Origin of the sequence: Vibrio spartinae (assembly GCF_024347135.1) — a bacterium.
Lineage (GTDB): Bacteria > Pseudomonadota > Gammaproteobacteria > Enterobacterales > Vibrionaceae > Vibrio > Vibrio spartinae.
Genome location: NZ_AP024907.1, coordinates 957,409 through 977,739, shown reverse-complemented (window position 1 = coordinate 977,739; position 20,331 = coordinate 957,409). Strand labels below are relative to the sequence as shown.

The window sequence follows — 20,331 nt, the reverse complement described above, 5'->3', positions numbered from 1 at the left end:
TTCAATCGGTCAATCCATCACCTTGCAATGACAACAATCGCAGATTTATCAGACAATTGTGTATATTTTGCACCAACGCCAATAAAAGGATTTCCCAAGCCACACGCAATCCGTATAATACGCTCCACTATGGCAAAGAAAAAATCAAAAGCAGGGAGCAACACGATTGCTCTGAACAAAAAAGCTCGCCACGAATATTTCATTGAAGATGAGATAGAAGCTGGTCTGGAGCTTCAGGGCTGGGAAGTGAAGTCACTTCGCCAGGGCAAAGCAAATATTGCAGAAAGTTATGTGTTCATGCGTAACGGAGAAGCTTTTATCTCCGGCATGAGCATTATTCCACTGCAACAAGCTTCAACACATGTAATTTCCAACCCGACTCGGGTGCGCAAACTTCTGCTCTCTCGTCGCGAACTCGATAATTTATTCGGCCGAATCAATCGTGAAGGGATGACCTTAATCTCGCTATCGCTGTATTGGTCTCGCTCATGGGTCAAAATAAAAATCGGGGTTGCCAAGGGTAAGAAGATGCACGACAAGCGTGATACGGCCAAAGATCGCGACTGGCAACGCCAAAAAGACCGCGTGATGAAGAGCGCACTGCGTTAAACTTAACCATATGATTGTGCAGCACTAGACAGTAGGAACAATTCTGGTAGTATGCACACTCTACCTCCGGGGCTGATTCAGGATTCGACGGGAATTTTGCAGTCTGAGGTGCATGCCGAGGTGCGGTAGGCCTCGTTAACAAACCGCAAAAAAATAGTCGCAAACGACGAAAACTACGCACTAGCAGCTTAATAACCTGCTGAGAGCCCATCTGCCTTAGCCTCTGCTTGTAGGACGGGGAGTTCAGATGGTCAAACCAAAACAAGCTGGCGTGGATTCCCCCACCTGAGGGATGAAGCGTAAGACATAATTCAGGTTAGCTATTCATTCGCGTGTCGGTTCGCAGGTGGTAGTGAAATTAAAGATCGACTAAGCATGTAGTACCAAAGATGAATGATTTTCGGACGCGGGTTCAACTCCCGCCAGCTCCACCAAATCATAGAGAAAGACGTCCTCGGGCGTCTTTTTTTGTGCCTAAAATAACGCAAAATCAATAACTTAGAACCCATTGTCATCCAAGGACGTCTCACTACTTCTTTGATCTTTGGGTACACTGGTTTGGGTTCTACCCATATTTTACGGACACATCTATAAAGAGGCATACTATGCCTAAAAGGAGTGTCTATGACCAAGCGAAGAAAATATTCTGCAGAATTCAAACGCGAAGCCGTTGCGCTGACTCAGCAACCGGGTGTGAGTTGTCGTCAGATAGCATTAGATATCGGCATCAATCCTAACTTATTAAACCGTTGGAAACGAGAGGCGGAGCAGTCACAAGATAAAGCATTTCAAGGCAGTGGCTCTCCTCGTGATGAAGAAATGGCGAGGCTAAAACGCGAATTAGCGAAAGTGAAAAAGGAACGTGATTTTTTGCGAGAAGCGGCAACGTTCTTCGCCAAAGAGTTACCGTAAGGTATCTTGCGATATCGCGTTGCCGCGATGTGTTTTCTATTCGCCTCATGTGCCGTTGTTTGCGCGTCTCTCCTAGTGGTTATTACGCTTGGGTGGAACGGCAGCCAAGTGCGCGTGCTCTTGCTAACGCAACGTTATTAAAACGAATGCGCGAGATCCATGATGATAGCGGTGGTATTATCGGCGCACCACGTATGCACGAAGATCTGCAAGCCGAAGGGTTGAAAGCGAGCTTAAATCGTGTCGCCAGACTGATGTCAGCGAATGGACTTTATGGCTGGCCGCGTAAAAAAGGTCGAGGGGCAAAGCGACAGTCCGCACGTCCTGACGGTTTAAAGAATCATCTTGAGCGGGACTTTAATGCTTTGGAGCCGGAAACCAAATGGGTCACAGACATTACAGAAATTGGGACACTTGAAGGGAAGCTTTATCTGTGTGTGGTGCTTGACCTGTTTAACAAGCTCATCGTTGGCTGGTCGATGCATCATCGACAAGACCGTTATATGGTGATTCGAGCCGTCGAAATGGCGGTTTGGCAGCGACAGGAAAGACATCATGTTATCTTACATTCAGATCGTGGCACACAATTTACCAGCGGAGACTATCAGCGCTTTCTCAAGCAAAAGAACCTAACCAGCAGCATGAGTGCTGTAGGCCATTGTGCAGATAACGCGGCTTGTGAAGGGTTCTTCGGTGTGATGAAACGGGAACGAATCAATTATCGACAATACCGGACAAGAAATGAAGCCAGAGCAGATATTTTTGATTATATCGAACGGTTCCATAATCCAAGAATGCGACGTAGACTGGCGAATCAAGACAGCAAGTTTACGTCTTTACTAAACCGTCCGTGAAAACGGGGTAGAACCCTCCTGTATATAGATAAGTCAAAGCCAAGGGCTTTGATTGTTCTACTTTATTCCCTAGTAGAGCGACTCTTGGTTTTATCCCAACAAAGGTATAATGTTAATAATATACCCTAGTAGGGATAGTGTTGCTTGAATCCCTTGTGAAAAGTAAGCATCAATAACCGTAAGGAATGACGAATTGTGATTTATAGTCCACAGCAACTCGCTAATAGTTTACTGCTAATACGACAAAAAAATAAATGGACTCAGTCCGAAGTGGCAAAGAAAGTCGGCATAAAGCAAGCTACCATTTCTAACTTTGAAAATAGACCAGATAAAGCCACGCTCTCTACTATGTTTGAAATCATTCAAGCTCTAGATCTAACGCTTTATGTTGAAACGAAAGACTTTGATAAATATAAAAACATTATCGATGAAGAAGATTGGTGATACTCACTAAACCTGTACTCTATGAGCTAGTTCAACAAACTAAGTCTCCACATAAAACAATCAATCTTATAGGAACATAAAGCTTTAGTGCCGCACTTTAGAGTGGGAAAATAGTGTGATGCTTTATACCAAAATCAGTTCGAAAATCTTCAAAACCTATTCAAATCATCACCTTTCCAAATAGCTAGAATAATAATGATTACTTTAGGTTACAAGAACATCTAAAACTTAGGTTTGTGAGTAGTTACAGTTACACAGTTTGAAATTTAGCACCTTTATGAGTAAAATAGTACGCATAAATATCTGGAGATAGTTATGGAATCACTCACTATACAAGCTTACATACTGGAGCAATGGATTGATATAGCTCACGTTACCTTCCCTAAGAGTAATGAAGGCAACTTCATAATCACAGAAGTTCATTACCTAAACGAATATGCTGTAGAAAACTTCGAGAAAGATGACAACCATGCCGTTTCACTTAATCACCCTGTTAATTTCTACTTTGACGATAAAGGGCGCTCGGGGTGGCTGAGGTTTCTCGATGACATAATGCCGAGTGGAGCGAGCAGACGTTACTGGGTCAAGCAACTTGATATTGGAGATCTAGCTATTGACCAGCAAGATTTCATCCTTTTAAAGTATGGAACTATCTCTCCAGTTGGTAATTTGAGAATAAAGGAATCATTACCAAAGCGGACTAAAAAATCAGATTCACTGTCCTTCGCCCTTCATGATGTAATCGATAGAGCTAGTGACTTCTTAGATTACGCGCAAGAAAGGGGAGCTGCTGCTGGAGGTGCCACAGGTGCTGGAGGAGAAGCTCCAAAACTACTACTGCGTTACTCCAACGAGGGGCGGATCTGGATTGACAGCTATCAAGATGACGTTACTAATCAAGATTTACATTATCTAGTAAAATATCCGCGAGGCTCTAGAGGGAAAACTGACAGCAATATTTTACGAGCTGAATATTATTATTATCATGAGTTAACAAGCATGGGAGTCGATACTATTCCAATAGAATCGATGCGATTAGAAGAAGGTGAAAATTACCCCTCTCTCTGGTTACCAAGGTTTGATATCTATTTAGATGACAAGCAAAACATGCAGCGCTATGCCATGGAGTCGGTTTACTCAATTTTAAATAAAGGACCAGGTAGTCTTCTTGATCATGAAGATACTATTAGACAACTGATTGATAAAATCATGAATAGTCATATGGTTACTGAACAAGGCTATCAGTTTAACATCCAAGAATTTGTTATTGAATGGGTAAAAAGGGACTTGCTCAATATCATATTTGGCAACAGCGATAACCATGGAAGAAACACTTCTTTCATCAAAAAAGAAGGTTTTATCAAACTTGCTCCAGTCTATGATTTTGCTCCAATGAAAGCAGACCCTGAAGGGATACCTAGAGCTACCAAGTGGAAATCACCTTTAGAGGTAGGAGGTGAGTATGATTTTTACGGTATCGCAACTTCACTGTCAGATTTAGTTCCCAAAGAGACTCTATTAAAAGAACTTAAAGCGCTTGCACAAAACTGTCTTACTTTAAAAGAAAGGTTAGAAGAAAGAGGAACACCAAAGCAGATTTTGGATATGCCTGGTATAGGTATGGATTTCATTGCGACAAAACTTGGTAAATGGGGGCTGATATGAGTTCTAACACCGACAGTTTAAACCGATTAGATCGGCTTTCTCTAAACACTTCGGCAGAATCTGTACATGATGCAATCTCCCGACTTCGTTTGAATAAAGAACACTTAAGTGCAGCAATTACAATACAAAAAGAGCATGCTCAAACCTCGATTGATCAGATTGAAAAAGTGGCAAAGCGTACGCCTAAAAACGTACAACCAATATCAGTATCCGAAAGAAAACATAAGATAAATAGAGTTATTAGATCGTTGCTTATGAATGAACTAACACAAGGATTCGCTCTCAAGGAGCTTAGGATAAACGTGTTAGGTGTCAAACAAGATACCTTTGCCAAAATGGTTGGGGTTTCCAGAAAAACTATATCTGAGATTGAGAATGATCGAGGTACTTTCAAAACTGATATTCTCGATAAAGTATTCAAGCCATTTGGACTAAAAGTAGGGCTAGTACCAATATCGACTAACCTACTAAATTCCGCACTTAACTGTCATGACGAGTAAACGTTAAAGTAGAAGTAAAACTCAACGTTTTGATATCACTATTCAAGAAAGAAAGTTATGAGTAACCTTTGTTACACTAACAACTAGAAATAGGTAATGTGAGTAGTTTTGGTTACATTAGCTTAATTTTTGATAATGCCATGTGCTGCTTTTATCAATCACCTATAAAAGCTCCTCTAACATGAATCACTTAGAATATTTTGAAATATAAAGCCTTTAAAATCGAACCAGAATACATAAAGGACGGCTGTTCAGTTCCCTTTTAAGTAGGATTTTTATGTAACATGCTAAGTAACACAAAATTAGAGTTAATACTCCAAGAGCCTTGCTGGTATGGGATGATACATATACCCAACTCCCGCCAGCTCCACCAAATCATAAAAGAGACATCCTCGGGCATCTTTTTCTTATCTAAATAAACATGTACTTAATGGTTTCAACATTCCTGATGTGTTCTCATGGACAAGGTGGCACACAACCGATAACTCAACAAACAGATATTGTTACTGTCTCATGAGAGATATCATCGGACAGATGAAAAACGTTAAATCCAATCTCTTTTTGTTGATCATACTTTGTTTCATGATGCTCAGTATGATCAAACTGAACCCATGACGACGGACATGATAGGAATACCGTATTTTCTCTTTCTTCGATAAAGTAGTTATGACAATGCCCATAAGCAAGATATTTTAAATTATTTATTTCCGATAGCGATTTCATCAATAAATCACCATTATCAAGACATATCTTCTTAAACCACTCCGCTCCAATTTTAAAAGGGGGATGATGAATAAAGATGATCTTATTCGAATTTTCTCTAAGCTTAGACTTTATCGCTTCAAAATAAGCAAGATCTATCTTTCCTCCGCCGAGATGTTCTCCTTTTTCACTAGAATCTAAGAAAACAATATCATTAATGCCTATCTCTAGAAGATCCTGAATTTTAAAAAACTCTTCTTGTATAGCTAACTTCTTCATTAAGGCTATGTCGTCATGATTACCGGGAATAGCGTATATTTCATTGCGAGTAAACGCCCTGATATATTGATAAAGCGCCATATAATGAGCACTATCCGCTTTCATCACCAGGTCGCCAGAAAGCACTAAAATATATTCATGATATAAACCATTAATTTTGTTTAACACTAAAGATAAATTATCCCTAGAACTGTGACTTTTATCTTTCATACAAAAGTGTATATCTGATATTTGAACTATTTTATCCATTTTTATTTATGCTCCCTATGACTTTCAACTTCGTATCCATGATCCAAAGCCAATGAATTATATGACGTATTATAATCATTTTCGTAGTTTGTGTTATAAAAATAGAGTGATAGGGAAAATCAAAATTGGCATGATATTTTTTAATGGGTGAGTTGGGCAATATCTGCCATCCCGATGCAGACTGAACCGCTAAAGGGTCAGTGGACAGACACGCATATCTGAAAAGGCTCTAAATATGCTTAGAGCTAAATGCAGAATCATTCTGGATTTAGCCCTCAGCAAAGCCTAAAAAATCTGAAGAAGAGATGCAGTAACCATTGTGCAACTGTTACGCAGATATTCAGCAAACTGAAAAAATACAATAATTTCGATGGCTTATCAGAAGTCGCAACAATAAGGCTCATGTCCAATCAGAATCAGCAAAATTATAATCATGCGCTTGTACATTACCACCGAGCTTTTCTAGCTTTGTTTCGCTGCCAACAATCCACTGCCACATGCTGTCTACGGATGACTTGGTATTTTGTTCATTCATAAATTGTGAAATAGTGCTTGCTGGTTTCCACTTCCGATCTTGTTTGTTCCCACCGATATAAACTCCTCGTCCATCGGTGAGCGGTCCGACATCCTTTTGATTTAAAGGATTAAAAAAACTAGGTACGATAGAAACAAGTTGCGCTTCAGATTTGTAATGCGCGAGCTCTTCGAGAGTGATCACTGGCACACCTGCAATCGTTAGATCTTCATGAATATTGAGTGATTGTAGCCACCGTACATAATCTGCGTGAAACTCAACATGCCAAGCATCCATCAGCTGAGCGACCTTTCTAACCACTGAGCGGTAAATGTGTAGTCCTACTTGAGATGGAGCGCCATTTGTCGCGGCCTTCCCTCCACCGTAAGGGTATAGATTACCGACCAAAGTTGAATGCGTACCAGGTACACCGTAAAGGTGAAAACTTCGGTTATCAACTAACCCGGTCATCGTCGGCATTGTGGTGGCAAAACCAGCAGAGCGTTCGTCATGCGCATAAAAGCCATGGTATTCAGTGACATACTCAGGAAGTTCCCACCAATTAACAAATTGATTGTTGAGCTTTTTCAAATTGTTGACAACCGTTTCGCCAAACTGATGTGTATAACTTGATATCCACGTAACGGTTGACATAACAGCAAGATCCAACCACCCCATATCCAGCGCTCGTACATTGGTACCGCCCCCTGATACCGGATCCATTGCTACGATTTTTATCTTGAGAACGATAGGAGCACTATCGAATTTATCAAGTTCACACCAAACTTTTGACACCATGTTAGCCGCATAAATACAACCAATACCACCTCGACTCCATCCCATCATCGTTACAACGAGCTCAGTATCGTGACTGTGCCCTTGTTGAATCGCCGCTTTCATTGTTGTTCTTGTATTCATGACAAATGTAACAATATCTTGTACATCACTTCTCATTTGCACGCCAAAAGCTGTACCTGCTCCACTTGATATGGCGTTTCCGCCTTTACTACCACCGACACCATTTATACGTAATACATTGTCACTTTGCCTAGGTACGTCTTTGGCATACTTCCCAAACCGTGAAACGATTTCCCCATGGATGAAACGTCCTTGCTCTCTAAAATCGCTTTCATAATTAGAGTCTGTACCGTTGTAAAAAATATGTAGTTTCATATAGACCTTCCAACTTGCAAGCATCCAGTGGGCACCGAGATCATTAACATATTGACGTAATTAATATTTTCGACATACCTCTGGTTCATATTACTAAAGGTAATAAATTTAAGATAAATTCTCTGATATCACTCGAAATTATACATGAGGTTTACTGTCGAAATAATGTTTTTACGGTGTGATTTGCCTCCTATTTGAAGGTAAATCCAGACAACAGAAGGATCACCCGTACTTATAGACTTTGGCAGTGTTCGGGTTCTGCCCCGTTTTCACGGACGGTTTAGTAAAGACGTAAACTTGCTGTTTTGATTCGCCAGTCTATGTCGCATTCTTGGATTATGGAACCGTTCGATATAATCAAAAATATCTGCTCTGGTCGCTTCAAAGTTCGTCGCTTAATGAAGCGAGAAGGCTTACAACTAACGAACACGATGCCTTGTTCTAATTTCAATTCTCACGCTAAGAAATATTCTGTGGATTTACCAATTTTCTCCGATTTTAGTATTCTTGCTGTGGCCATATCATCAAGTTTTTGCTTCGCGCTGTTATAGCTAATACCAAGTAAATTCTCGACTTCCCTCGCTGTTACCGTTGGCTGTTTACGGTAACGAGGCTCACCAGAGACAAATCCAATGATCTTTCTCTCGATATCTTCTAAGCCAGAATATCGCTCTTCTAATTCCTGCATTCGTTGTGCCGCTCGTTCATAAACGGAAATAAACTCATCAATAGCACGACCGATCACTTTTAACTGGTATTGAATAAAGTACGTTAGATCTAAGTTATCGTGCTCCGTATCTAGGTAGCTCACACCATATTGAATTGGGGCTTTTTTAAGTAATGCTGATATCGCAATATAACGAAAACCTGTATAACCAGATTTAAACATATACCAATAGAACAAAGCCCTAGCAACTCTCCCGTTACCATCTCGAAATGGGTGGACATAACCGATGACAAAGTGAAGTGTGATAGCTTGAATAACAGGATGAACGCCACTGCCATTGGAGTTTAACCAATTCACGACCCGAGTGAGTAATCTCTCAATGTCATCGTGTTTGGGGGGTTGATGAACAACCTCCCCTTCAGCATCAACAACCGCAACATCATCCGTCGTTCTAAATAAGCCTGATGTATATTTTTCTTGATCTAACGTTTTCGTTCCTGCGCTGTGTAAGTTTCTGATCAACGCAATGCTAAACGGCTCATCCTTAAGCTCCCAGACATTTTGCATTAGGTCAAAGTTTCCAAAAATCATCCGTTCATCGTCAGTACGAGGCTTCCTTTTTTTTCTAATCATTTCTTTCGCAAGGATTGTCGTTGTGGCAGCGCCTTCTAATTGACTGCTCGATATCGCCTCATCATCCACTAGATTATTCGCTAAATGCTCAAAATGCGCTCGCTCACCAATTTGTTCTAGGATGCCCAGCATGGCACTATGCGTGGTATACCGATCAATCTGCGATAACACGCGGCCAAACTCATGCAAATTGTTGAATCGGCAATATTGTGTATAGTCTTGGGAATTTAATAGCGCTTGAATCACTTGCGCAGGCAAGTCTGGAGGCAATGGTTTATCTTCTAAGGGTGTTAGATCGATTAAGGTGCTATCTCTGGACAGACGGGTTAGCCACCAACAATATTTGACTTCTAAGCCAGACTTGACCCTACGTCGAAATTCATTAAATGAATAGTAATCATCAGAAAATGGCGTGATGTAATCCTTATAGTCGTTAGGATTAAGCCCCTGCTTACCAATCTCAAACAAAACGTCACTAATTGTATGAAACGGACACTCTGGTGGTGATAAATACTTACCTGACATAAATTTCATCTCAAAATCTAACAATTATGAGATCAGATTAATTAAGATTGCATAATTTTGCTAGTTTTAATCACCCCCTCCTGTGATGTTCATCTGTACTTTCATGCCTGTACCTATCTTCCTGAAGAAAGCATGGCTCAAGTTGACTCGCATTCGCATAACTAGAGCGCTTCTCTGACCATAACGACGAAGCCAACAGTGATGACTCAAAAGCTGAAATTGTGCATTCACTCATCAATTCTCTTTGGATCTTTATGGTGAACACAGGGGAGACCCCTTAATATCAGGAATGAGTGTCGGTGGATTCTTAGTTATTTATAGTTTCATTTATCCCTTGGTTGTTCATCGTTCGTTCAAAAGAGGTTACAAAATTGACATCATGATGTGGCTGCACTGGCTATGGTGTGGGTATGCTTTTTATTCCCGTGGTCTTACGTGATGTAGTTGTGCAAAATATCAGCGCAATATATCCCTCACAAGCATTAGAAAAGTATGATTTTTCCCGAATTGTGTCGCAAAGTGACCCTGCGTATATCGCCACTGCCAACATCATCGCTCATGATGCCAACATCAAATCACAGCCGGGCATTACCATGACAAAACCGCAAATCATCAGCAAAAACTCATCAGCAAAAACACCCCCGCCCGACGCGGTAACGGTTTGTTTTACCCACGGCTCATAGTAGGATAACCGCGATGAAAACAGCACTCGACCACCTCCCGGAGCGGAAGCAACAAGAACTTCACACCATCACCACCGTATTACGCGATACGCTGGATGATTTTCTGCGCAACAAAAATGGTAGCAAGGCTGAGTTTCGGATTCTTAAAATTATCCTGTTCGGCAGCTATGCCAAAGGGACTTGGGTTAGCGACCGGCCCAACGGTTATATCAGCGACTACGATATTCTGGTGATCGTCAACCGCTCATCATTGGTCGAAGAGTACGCGGTGTGGCACAGCGCCGAAGAGCAGATCGCGCGTCGGGTTACCTCTGCCCCACTCGGTTTGATCGTCCACACGCTCAATGAAGTCCATCAGCAACTCCAGCAAGGTCATTACTTTTTTGCTGATATTCGTGAACAAGGCATTGAACTGTTCAGCGCCGATAAGCGAGAGCTACCCACACCGGGGAATTTAAGCGAAGCAGAATTTCGAGTGATTGCCGAAACACATTTCAACCATTGGTTTAAAAGTGCAGGAAACTACTACAAACATTATCAATTGAGCCTTGAAGATGATGACATCAATCTTTCTGCATTCATGCTCCACCAAGCAACCGAACGCCTGTTCGCCTGCACCCTATTAGTGTGTACTAACTATCTGCCTAAAACGCACAATATTGAAAGCCTGCGCTCGATGTGTGCCCAGCAAGATCCGGCCTTTGCCGAACTATTCCCGATGGAAAACAAGTTCCACCGCCGCAGCTTCCAGCGCCTCAAACGCGCCTACATCGATGCCCGTTATTCCGAGCATTATGAAATCACCGCCGAAGAGCTGACGTATTTACAAAGTGAAGTGGATAAATTGCGGGAGATAACCGAGCGGGTTTGTCGGGGGAGGATCGCACCCTAGTAGCTAGCGATCAGATCTGAATGAGTACAATTTAAGGCTTCTTCCGTCGTTCTTGAATGGCGCATTGTTATTCATTTGAGCTAAAAATCTCATTGAACAACTACCGTTTTAATATAGTCACTTGGCGTCAGACCGAATTTTCCTTTGAAACGTTGACTAAAACGCCCTTCAGATTGATAGCCACACAACTGAGCTAACATTGCGACGTTATTTTGACCATCTTGCATTAAGTGAAGTGCATGATTTAACCGCACATCGACCAAGACTTGTCTATACTGGGTTCCTTCTTGTTTCAGTTTTCTAATCATGGTTGAACGGCTGATAGCAAAATGCTGTGCTACCGCATCTAATGAATGCTCCTCACTCGGAGCATCCGCTAAATAACGACTCAATCTTTGGCTAAAAGTGGTATTCACACTCGTAAATAGACAATGTAACGCACCACGCTCGGCCAACTGCTGATAAAGCCCATTGACCCAATAAAATTGAGTCTCTTTACTCATGTTATGTTGGTCGAACAAGAACAGTGCATTAAGGGTGTCTTGTAACGCGTGATTAGACGCCACGATGGGTATTGGGTTTCTTTGAGCATGACTCTTGCTCAGTTCAATCATCGCATCACTCGGTAAGCAATAGAAGCTGAACATTCTAGAAAGAAAGCGCCCTTGTGGTAGATTCTCGAAACTCAATGATGCAGAAGCTTCACACAACAATAACTCAGAGTGGGAAACGTCTAGAGCTGAATCCCGCCAATGCAGGCGCTTACTGCCAGTAATAATTTGAATAATACTCGGGGAATGAAGCTTTACATTTCTAAGCTTTTGGGGTTGCTCTGCTCGAAATAGAGTGACTTTATATTGATGATTCATCATGTCCCCTTTTTTATCTATATTAACGTGTATAAGTCGCCGTTAACGTTGCCTTGCCCAACGCCATACGATTCAACGTAAAACCGACCACAGCCGCTTGCGTGTTTTCATCCAGTTCCATTTTTGTTGTTGGCAATGCCCAAATGGTAAATTGGTAACGGTGCATACCGTCCCCTTTGGGAGGGCAAGCACCACCGAAGCCAACGGTGCCGTAATCGATTCGAACTTCATTTCCCCCCAACGCTTTAATGTTGACTCCGCGTGGTAGTTCTTTCACCGACGCTGGAATGTTGAATGCGATCCAGTGCCAAAAGCCGCTACCGGTAGGTGCATCCGGATCATAGGCTGTTATTGCAAAACTCTTCGTGCCAGCGGGTGCATCTTTCCAACTCAGGTGAGGAGATTGATTTCCCCCGTTACAACCCCACTGATTATATTCAAAGGTCTTCGCCATCGGATGGCCTTCTTGAATGTCCTGACTTGTTATATCAAATGCTTGAGCTGAACCAAACGCAAACAAGCTTAGAGTCAATACAGTCCCGGTGATTACTTTCATCATTGTGTTCCTTTTTCTTAACATTGGGGTTCAGTATATTTCCCTAACCAAGCATTTACTTTTCATTAAGGTTCATAATTAAAGTTATTATACTATTTTTTGATACTTACTGTTTAAAACTGTGCTGGATCACGTAGACGATAATCAGGTTCGCAGTACTTACTATCGGACGGATTACCTCAAACATCAGGTATTATGCCCCAACATATAGCGACCAACCAATCATGAACAAATAAAGTGCAATCGAGATATAAAACCAAGGCATACATCACTCTGTTTAATGCTTACTCTAGAGAAACGTGTCTTTATCGACTTTCAAGGCACTCCGTCATCCACTCCTCTATCCTGTCACTCCATTGTTAACAAAAAATTCACAACTAAACTATTTATGTGACTAAAATCACAATAAATGGTTGTGATTGAGATCTCTTTTATGCATAGATTGTTTTTTGATCTAATTTTTATCGATCTAGATCACAACACAGCCTTATTGAGTGTTTAATAATCAAAGCATAACAAAATAAGGAGAAACCTATGAAAATTGGTATCGTGATTAGTGGCGGAGATGGCGCCGGTATCAATAACTTTATATTTCAGGTGGCTAGACTGTCCGGTGCGGATATCACTATTTTTAATGGCGGTATACAGGGGTTGCTGAATGGTAGCAAGATCGATATCAGCTATCGCGATTTGATTGATTACTCAATTTCTTCAATGCCGATTATTTCATCGGGTCGTTCAGAACGATATTTAAACCCCAAAGAGTATGACTTGATTGCAAGTCGTTTGAAGAAAGAAAAAATATCGGTGCTTATTTTGGCTGGCGGTGACGGATCGATGAAGTTTCTCCATAAGCTCAGTCAATATGGCGTGAACTGTTTTGGCGTCGGCATGACGGTAGATAATGATTTGGAAGGCTCTGAATATACAATTGGATTTTCAACTGCCTGTGAAGAAGTATTACATGAAGTCACAAAATTAAGAAATACCGGTCGGGCGCTGCCGAATCGGGTATTTATGGTTGAAGTGCTCGGGGCATATTGTGGAGAATTAACACTCCAGTCAGCAATAAAATCGAATGCTGATTTTGCACTGATTCCTGAATATATGATTCCGACTGAAGAATTAGCCAGCCGAATCAAAGATAAATTAGCGATTCAAAATAGCGTAATTATTTTATGTGCCGAAAGTTATACCCATGAATATACGCCGGGATTTCAGGGTTCGATTGATACCGTTGCAGAACAACTAGAACCTTTAATTGGGATCCGAATCAGAAAAACAACATTAGGTTTCGGTTTAAGAAATGGAGACCCGACAACGGAAGAAATTTATCAAGGTACGATTGCTGCCAGCGAAGTCGTACGTTGTATAAAAAGTGGCATGGCGAACAAAGTCATTGTCATCAACGCCAGCAATAAACCAATACCGGTGGACCTCAACACAATGCAAAACCGGACAATTGATAAGGAAGGCCACTATTTTAAACTAGCAAAACAATTAGACATTATATGAAAACATAATATGACGTGATGAAAGGTAGAACATGAAGAAGGATTAACTCATGACTTATAATATATGGTGCGTGTGCGGTTGTGGTTTGGGCTCTAGTTTTGCATTAGAAATGACAGCCAAACCGATATTGGAAAAAATCGGTGTTGATTTTAATTTAAATCATACCACTGTATCAGAAGTTTTAGCATTAAAACCTGATGCAATTATTACCTCAACTTCATTCGCCGACGCAATAAAATCAAGCGCATCTCCTGAGGATGCAGAAAAGATAATTACTATCCAAAAATTTACAGACAGTAATGAAATGGAAGAGAAATTAAATAAATTCTTTAATCATTAATAATAATATTTCTCTATTTATTTTATTTATATAACCCCCAAACATAGCTTAATTAAAAATTAAGCTATGGTACCCTACTGATTAAAAATGGAGCACATATTATGAGCGCCTTTTTCGAATTTATTGTAAAAGACTTATTAGGTCAGGCATCAATACTGATTGCATTTATTGCAATGATCGGTTTGATATTACAGAAAAAAACCTACGGTAAAATTTTTGAAGGTACATTTAAAACCATGCTTGGCTTTTTAGTCATGATGGCTGGTATTAATATTATTGTCGAAACCCTCACCTTTTTAAACCAAATATTCACCTCGGGCTTCGGGATGACGGGCTATATTACTGATGTGGCTGCCATTGCCGGTGTTGCTAACAAACAGTTAGGCAGTGAAGTCGCTTTAACGCTCATCGTGATATTCGCTACCAATATATTGATCGCCCGATTCACGCCATGGAAATATATATTTCTCACCGGTCAGGCGCTGCTATGGATGAGTACCATTGGCGCAGTCATTGGCTATAAAGCCGGACTAACCGGACTCCCCCTGATTCTGACCGGTGGGATCTTTGGTGGCATTATGGCTGTCGCGATGCCCGCTATCGCGCAACCCGTGGTGCGGCGTATCACAGGCAATGACAGTATCGCACTGGGGCATTTCTGTACCATTGGTTATATGGTTCAAGCCGCGGTCGCGAAAGTGGTCGGCAAAAACTCCAAATCAACCGAAGACATCCAACTGCCGAAAGCATTCTCTTTTTTGAATGACACCTATCTGTCGATGGCCGTGGTGATGATCCCGATGTATCTCATTCCGGCAATCGCTGCCGGCCCTGAATACATTGCGAAATACTCGAATGGGATGAACTACCTGATGTATGCGTTCATGCAGGCGATGGTCTTTGTGGCTGGCGTGTTTGTTCTTTACTCAGGGGTGCGCTTATTACTGCAAGAATTAGTCCCGGCATTCCAAGGCATCGCGATGCGTTTGGTCCCCAATGCGAAGCCTGCGTTAGATTGTCCGGTGCTGTTTCCTTATGCACCCAATGCCGTCATTTTGGGCTTCCTGTCCACCACGGTAGGGACTGTGATTGGGATGCTACTGTTCCCGGTATTCGGGCTCGCCATGATCCTGCCGGGATTATTAACCAACTTCTTTGCCGGTGGTACGGCTGGCATTTTCGGTAACGCAATTGGCGGCAGACGTGGCGCAATCATCGGTGGCGTGGTCCACGGTTTGTTCATCACCTTCTTGCCCGCAATCCTCATCCCGCTTCTGGAAACCTATGGATTTGTCGGTGTGACCTTCAGTGACTCCGATGTCATCTCATCTGGTCTGCTGTTAGGCAATGCCTTCAACGGTAACTGGGGATTTGTGGTGACGTTCATCGTGTTTGTCATCGCCATTACCTATTTCGTGAACAAATCTCTTTCTCGCTCTGAAGATAACAAGGATATCACCAATGAAACTGCTTAATTTCAAAGAAATCTTGCCCATTGCACAACAGCGTGGTTTTCATGCGGTGGGTTCATTTAACGTGCACTGTATTGAAATGCTTCCCGCTTATTTCGAAGCAGCGCTCGATACGAACTCACCATTGATGCTCCAAATTTCAACAGGGACTGCGGAATATTTAGGTCGTGAGTTATTGGTTGCTTCCATCAAAGCCTTAGCAAAAACGCACGATGTGCCGACCTGTTTACATCTGGATCACTGCTCCAATATCGATGACATCAAAAAATCCATCGATAGTGGTTTTAGCAGTGTGATGTACGATGGCTCTCATTTGCCGCTCAACGAAAATATTGCCAATACCAATATCGTCATTGATTACGCCCGTCAGTTCAATATCACTGTCGAGGCCGAATTAGGCGCCATTGGTGGTGCGGAAGATGGTAAAGCCGTCGCAGAAAATGACATCGCCTTTACGTCGGTGTCAGAGGCAACGACGTTTGTCAGTCAGGCTGATGTGGATATGCTGGCGGTCAGTATCGGGACGGTGCATGGTTCCTACACGGCTAAAACCAATATTCAGCACGCATTGTTGGCAGAGATCCATCAAGCTGTAGACAAATCACTGGTTCTCCACGGTGGCACCGGGGTCAGTGATGAAGATATGCATTATGTCATCCGTCACGGCATGGATAAAGTCAATGTCGGCACCGAAATGAATGTTCAGTGGGTCAAACACTGTCAAGATACGTTTTCGAGTGGCAAAGTCGATGACTCGGTACGCAAGTTCTTTATTCCGGCGCGCAAAGCCGTCAGAGAGGTTATTGCTGAGAAAATGCGCTTATTCTCTTAAATGGATTATATGGCTTACAGCCCCGCTGCGGCGGGGCAATTGAGGGGGCTCGTATGCAATTTTTGAAAAAGTTATTCGCCAGTCATGCAGACAATCATGCAGATCATCAGGTCACCGAAAGTCAGGCCGCCGCGCTTCATCAAGAAATTCTGCAACTGGAAGAGCGCTACGCCGCAGAACCGGACGATATCGCACTCCGGCAAACCCTGTTGGTGAAATACACCCAAGCGGCCTCGGTTTATTCGCAAGTTCCGTCATACAAAGATAGCGTTAACGATCTGTTTAACAAAATGAATGAGCTGAGAAATACTGCGCGGAAAAATTTCTGAGAAGGACACATTATGCTGAAAGAGCTTTTAGTTGAAGCCGATGCGATCCAATTACAAGTGGAGGCGAAAGACTGGCAAGATGCACTCGATATTGCCGCTCGCCCACTATTAGAGCATCAATTTATTAATCTCTCTTATTTAAATGCGATTAAGACAACGACTGAAGAAACCGGCCCTTATTACGTTTTCGAAGATGAACGTTTCGCATTACCCCATGCACGCCCCGAGGATGGTGTGAACCGGCTCGGTTTTAGTTTAGTAACACTCAAACATCCGATTACCATTCAATCAAGCCCTGAAGTTGATCTCATTATCATGCTCTGTGCTTTAGATGGTCACAGTCATATTGAACAGGGACTACGACCGATTTTTGAGCGGCTCAGTGATGAAAAGATACGAGAGCAATTGAAACATGCGACCACGAAAGAAGAGGTGCTGAATTTACTATGAAAACTGTCATTCTTGTTAATGGAATCCCAGCTTCAGGCAAAAGCACGACGGCCACCAAAATTGCCGACTATTTCACATGTCCCTATCTGTCGATCGATACGATCAAAGAGCCATTTATGGGGCTGCATCACGATGTGGACCGTAAACTCAACCGCCAACTCGGTCAGGCCGCTTATCAAGTGATTTGGAATACGATAGCTCAGGCCCCGGACGAATGTGTTTATGTGGTCGATGCCTGGTTTGGTTTCCGCTCCAAAGACGAGCTGCTCCAGTATGTCGAGCAATCCGATATTCACCATGTGATAGAAGTGTGGAACCAAGTGTCACCGGAGACCGTCGTTGAGCGTTACAAGCAGCGCTTGCCCTACCGCCGCAAAGGCCATCCGGGGGCTGAATATCTGCCCGAGCTTGAGCGGTTAGCCCAAAAAGCGCAACCGATGAACATTGGGGAGCTAATTTGGCTGGATCAGGATGACACGCCGAGCCACGCCAAGCTATTGCCTGAGATCTCCGCCCTGATGGCAACCTTGTCACAGGTCAAGAAGTCACCGGTCAAAAAGACCATCAACTATTAAAATGTCCCCTCGTCAAACGCCCTGCCACAGTGGGGCATTCACATGAGACAGATTCACTGAGCAATGAACGGTTTAATCGGGTTACGGGGTCATACTGCTTTGTCGGTATCGGCTTGGGGTACAGCCGCTGGCCAGTTTAAACCGATTGGAAAAGTGCCCCGATGAACTGAAACCACACTGTAAAGCGATGGTGACTAAAGATAGATCGGTTTTCTGCAGCAGTGTTTTCGCCAACCGTAATCGCTGTTGCATCACATATTGATGGGGTGTCAGTCCGGCAGATTGTTTAAACATCCGTGCAAAATGATATTCACTTAAATTTGCGACTGCCGCCAAATCAGAGAGTTGCATGTTGGCACTGAGGTTCGCTTCAATATAGTCCTTGACTCTGGCGAGCTGGAAAGGCGCAAGCCCACCGGTGACTTGTACCGGATGCCATTTAAAATTGGTGTAGTGACGCACTAAGTGCGTTAATAATAAGGTTGTCGCTGAACTCAGCGCTAAGCGGTCAGCCGAGTCATGCCAGCTCAGACTTAATAAAAATTCTCGGTACAATGTGGTGATGTGCGGATCATCAGCAAAGATACGTTCATCAATACTTAACCCGTATGGGCTCTTGTTCCATACGGATTCGGCAATATGTTTTAAATGCTGGTCCGTAAAATAGAAATGAACAAACGATATTGACCCACGAATATCCCAGATAGAGGAATAATCTTTAGGCATTAAACACATCCGATCGGGTTTGCCGCCGTTACGCCAGCCATGCGGGGTTTTCAGGAAGGACTGGTAACCATCTTTGGTATATAAACTCAATGTATGGTGATCCGGGGAATCGACATCAACAAGCGCATGTTGGTTATACCAAGACGCCACCCCAGTCCCGTTCTCCAGGATCGTGGTATCTAACTGCTCCGCCTGATACTGCTGCAAACATTCCATCATCCGGTACGGCTTAGACATGGCTCATCTTCTCCGGTATATTATCCTTAAACCCTAGTGTATGGGTGATCATGATGGCAAGTAAACCCATCCCGGCGCGACCTTCTTCAGAAATCCGCAAGAATATGTAAATCGTCAGCAAGCGGCTGTAATCCCAATGCTAACAACCCTGTTAAAATCATCTCACCCCAATTAAGCTGAATAAAATAATATGATCAACGGTTCACTGTATCTCATGACAGTCCTCATCTGGGGGACAACTTGGTTTGCGATTGCGCTACAAACAGGCGACGTGCCAGCCATGGTTTCTGTTTTCTACCGCTTTGCGATTGCTGCATGTCTGCTCATTGGTATCTTGAAGTTTTCAGGCAAACTACAATCCATCAAGCGACGCGATCATCTCTTTTGTCTGCTACAAGGTGTCTGTGTCTTTTGCTTAAACTTCTTATGTTTTTATTCCGCCAATCACTATATCAACAGTGGCTTAGAATCTGTTTTATTTTCAATGTCAGTTGTGTTTAACGCGATCAATGGCGTGATATTTCTGGGGCAGCGGATTACCTATCGACTCGCCTTTGCCAGTTTGATCGGTATTTTAGGTATCGTTTGTCTCTTCTGGGAGAATTTATTAGCCAATAATTTTGAAACAGCAACCCTGATCGGTATCGGCTTGTGCTTACTGGGTACCTACGGCTTTTCGATCGGTAATATTATCAGTGCCCGCCATCAAAAAAGAGGGCTCGATGTGTTATCAACCAATGCGTATGCGATGCTCTATGGCGCGCTCACCATGTTATTCATCATGCTTGTCACTCGTACGCATTTCACCCTTGAAACCACTGTCAGCTATATCGGGGCATTATTTTATCTGGCCGTCTTTGGTAGCGTGATTGGTTTTGGCGCTTACTTTGCTCTGGTGGGACGAATCGGGACCGGGGCTGCGGCTTATGCGACGATCTTATTCCCGTTGGTTGCGTTATCAATATCGACGCTATTTGAAGGTTATATCTGGACGGGAACCGCCATGGTGGGGTTAGTGCTGATTCTGTCCGGTAATATCGTGATGTTTGTTAAATTGAAGACACGGCTAAAGCCTCGCCCTAAACCCATCATCCATTGATGGGTTTGGCTGCCCTTGTCTGTCTGTCAG

Annotated in this window: 20 protein-coding genes, 1 other RNA gene and 1 pseudogene; 16 read left to right on the top strand and 6 right to left on the bottom strand. The window is 42.7% G+C overall.

Features of this window, described 5'->3' with window-relative positions; translation table 11 throughout:
• The first annotated feature begins 129 nt into the window (after positions 1 to 129).
• The 6 genes and pseudogenes from smpB to OCU60_RS04540 all read left to right on the top strand — a co-directional run bounded on the left by smpB (position 130) and on the right by OCU60_RS04540 (position 4,984).
• A complete protein-coding gene (gene smpB, locus OCU60_RS04565; protein WP_074374182.1) occupies positions 130 to 609 on the top strand; it encodes an SsrA-binding protein SmpB in 480 nt (159 codons plus the stop codon).
• Positions 610 to 677: 68 nt separating this feature from the next.
• Positions 678 to 1,043: a transfer-messenger RNA gene (gene ssrA, locus OCU60_RS04560) on the top strand.
• A gap of 190 nt (positions 1,044 to 1,233) precedes the next feature.
• A pseudogene (locus OCU60_RS04555) lies at positions 1,234 to 2,386 on the top strand (IS3 family transposase).
• A gap of 184 nt (positions 2,387 to 2,570) precedes the next feature.
• Positions 2,571 to 2,819 (top strand): type II toxin-antitoxin system antitoxin HipB, encoded by a 249-nt coding sequence (hipB, locus tag OCU60_RS04550; RefSeq protein ID WP_074374185.1) that lies wholly within the window; start codon positions 2,571 to 2,573, stop codon positions 2,817 to 2,819.
• 315 nt (positions 2,820 to 3,134) lie between these two features.
• A complete protein-coding gene (locus OCU60_RS04545; RefSeq protein ID WP_074374186.1) occupies positions 3,135 to 4,484 on the top strand; it encodes a type II toxin-antitoxin system HipA family toxin in 1,350 nt (449 codons plus the stop codon).
• Positions 4,481 to 4,984 (top strand): helix-turn-helix transcriptional regulator, encoded by a 504-nt coding sequence (locus OCU60_RS04540; protein WP_074374187.1) that lies wholly within the window; start codon positions 4,481 to 4,483, stop codon positions 4,982 to 4,984. The genes OCU60_RS04545 and OCU60_RS04540 overlap by 4 nt, the downstream gene beginning before the upstream one ends.
• Positions 4,985 to 5,470: 486 nt before the next feature.
• Here OCU60_RS04540 and OCU60_RS04535 read toward each other — a convergent pair whose 3' ends face one another.
• The 3 genes from OCU60_RS04535 to OCU60_RS04525 form a co-directional block, all read right to left on the bottom strand.
• Complete coding sequence (locus OCU60_RS04535) at positions 5,471 to 6,214, bottom strand: metallophosphoesterase (protein WP_074374188.1); 744 nt, start codon at positions 6,212 to 6,214, stop codon at positions 5,471 to 5,473.
• Between the two features lie 400 nt (positions 6,215 to 6,614).
• Entirely contained in the window at positions 6,615 to 7,901 is a 1,287-nt protein-coding gene (locus OCU60_RS04530) for a hypothetical protein (protein WP_074374189.1), read from the bottom strand.
• Positions 7,902 to 8,355: 454 nt separating this feature from the next.
• Positions 8,356 to 9,726, bottom strand: a complete 1,371-nt coding sequence (locus tag OCU60_RS04525; protein ID WP_074374190.1) for a Fic family protein — start codon at positions 9,724 to 9,726, stop codon at positions 8,356 to 8,358.
• Between the two features lie 404 nt (positions 9,727 to 10,130).
• On the opposite strand from OCU60_RS04525, the gene OCU60_RS04520 reads away from it, so the two are divergent.
• Both OCU60_RS04520 and OCU60_RS04515 read left to right on the top strand, forming a co-directional pair.
• A complete protein-coding gene (locus OCU60_RS04520; RefSeq protein WP_139302138.1) occupies positions 10,131 to 10,409 on the top strand; it encodes a hypothetical protein in 279 nt (92 codons plus the stop codon).
• 13 nt (positions 10,410 to 10,422) lie between these two features.
• Complete coding sequence (locus tag OCU60_RS04515; RefSeq protein ID WP_074374192.1) at positions 10,423 to 11,301, top strand: HEPN domain-containing protein; 879 nt, start codon at positions 10,423 to 10,425, stop codon at positions 11,299 to 11,301.
• Between the two features lie 89 nt (positions 11,302 to 11,390).
• On the opposite strand, the gene OCU60_RS04510 is transcribed toward OCU60_RS04515, so the two are convergent.
• A complete protein-coding gene (locus OCU60_RS04510) occupies positions 11,391 to 12,170 on the bottom strand; it encodes a helix-turn-helix transcriptional regulator (RefSeq protein ID WP_074374193.1) in 780 nt (259 codons plus the stop codon).
• Positions 12,171 to 12,192: 22 nt separating this feature from the next.
• On the bottom strand, positions 12,193 to 12,726 hold the full coding sequence (locus OCU60_RS04505) for a YbhB/YbcL family Raf kinase inhibitor-like protein (RefSeq protein WP_074374194.1): 534 nt from the start codon (positions 12,724 to 12,726) through the stop codon (positions 12,193 to 12,195).
• 534 nt (positions 12,727 to 13,260) lie between these two features.
• On the opposite strand from OCU60_RS04505, the gene OCU60_RS04500 reads away from it, so the two are divergent.
• The 7 genes from OCU60_RS04500 to OCU60_RS04470 all read left to right on the top strand — a co-directional run bounded on the left by OCU60_RS04500 (position 13,261) and on the right by OCU60_RS04470 (position 18,239).
• Positions 13,261 to 14,241, top strand: a complete 981-nt coding sequence (locus OCU60_RS04500) for a 6-phosphofructokinase (protein ID WP_074374195.1) — start codon at positions 13,261 to 13,263, stop codon at positions 14,239 to 14,241.
• 49 nt (positions 14,242 to 14,290) lie between these two features.
• Entirely contained in the window at positions 14,291 to 14,581 is a 291-nt protein-coding gene (locus tag OCU60_RS04495) for a PTS sugar transporter subunit IIB (RefSeq protein ID WP_074374196.1), read from the top strand.
• Positions 14,582 to 14,682: 101 nt separating this feature from the next.
• Positions 14,683 to 16,056, top strand: a complete 1,374-nt coding sequence (locus OCU60_RS04490; RefSeq protein ID WP_074374197.1) for a PTS sugar transporter subunit IIC — start codon at positions 14,683 to 14,685, stop codon at positions 16,054 to 16,056.
• Positions 16,043 to 16,885, top strand: coding sequence for a class II fructose-bisphosphate aldolase (locus OCU60_RS04485; protein WP_074374198.1), 843 nt, complete (start codon positions 16,043 to 16,045; stop codon positions 16,883 to 16,885). The genes OCU60_RS04490 and OCU60_RS04485 overlap by 14 nt, the downstream gene beginning before the upstream one ends.
• A 53-nt stretch (positions 16,886 to 16,938) precedes the next feature.
• Entirely contained in the window at positions 16,939 to 17,214 is a 276-nt protein-coding gene (locus OCU60_RS04480) for a hypothetical protein (RefSeq protein ID WP_074374199.1), read from the top strand.
• 12 nt (positions 17,215 to 17,226) lie between these two features.
• Positions 17,227 to 17,664: a PTS sugar transporter subunit IIA gene (locus OCU60_RS04475; protein WP_083602717.1), complete on the top strand. Its 438-nt coding sequence runs from the start codon at positions 17,227 to 17,229 to the stop codon at positions 17,662 to 17,664.
• Complete coding sequence (locus OCU60_RS04470) at positions 17,661 to 18,239, top strand: AAA family ATPase (protein ID WP_074374201.1); 579 nt, start codon at positions 17,661 to 17,663, stop codon at positions 18,237 to 18,239. Before OCU60_RS04475 ends, OCU60_RS04470 begins: the two co-directional genes overlap by 4 nt.
• Before the next feature lie 81 nt (positions 18,240 to 18,320).
• Here OCU60_RS04470 and OCU60_RS04465 read toward each other — a convergent pair whose 3' ends face one another.
• Positions 18,321 to 19,202, bottom strand: coding sequence for an AraC family transcriptional regulator (locus OCU60_RS04465; protein ID WP_074374202.1), 882 nt, complete (start codon positions 19,200 to 19,202; stop codon positions 18,321 to 18,323).
• Between the two features lie 214 nt (positions 19,203 to 19,416).
• Between OCU60_RS04465 and OCU60_RS04460 the strand changes: the two genes are divergently transcribed.
• The gene (locus OCU60_RS04460; protein ID WP_205410517.1) at positions 19,417 to 20,301 is read left to right on the top strand and encodes a DMT family transporter; all 885 of its coding nucleotides are present in this window, start codon (positions 19,417 to 19,419) and stop codon (positions 20,299 to 20,301) included.
• Positions 20,302 to 20,331: the final 30 nt, after the last annotated feature.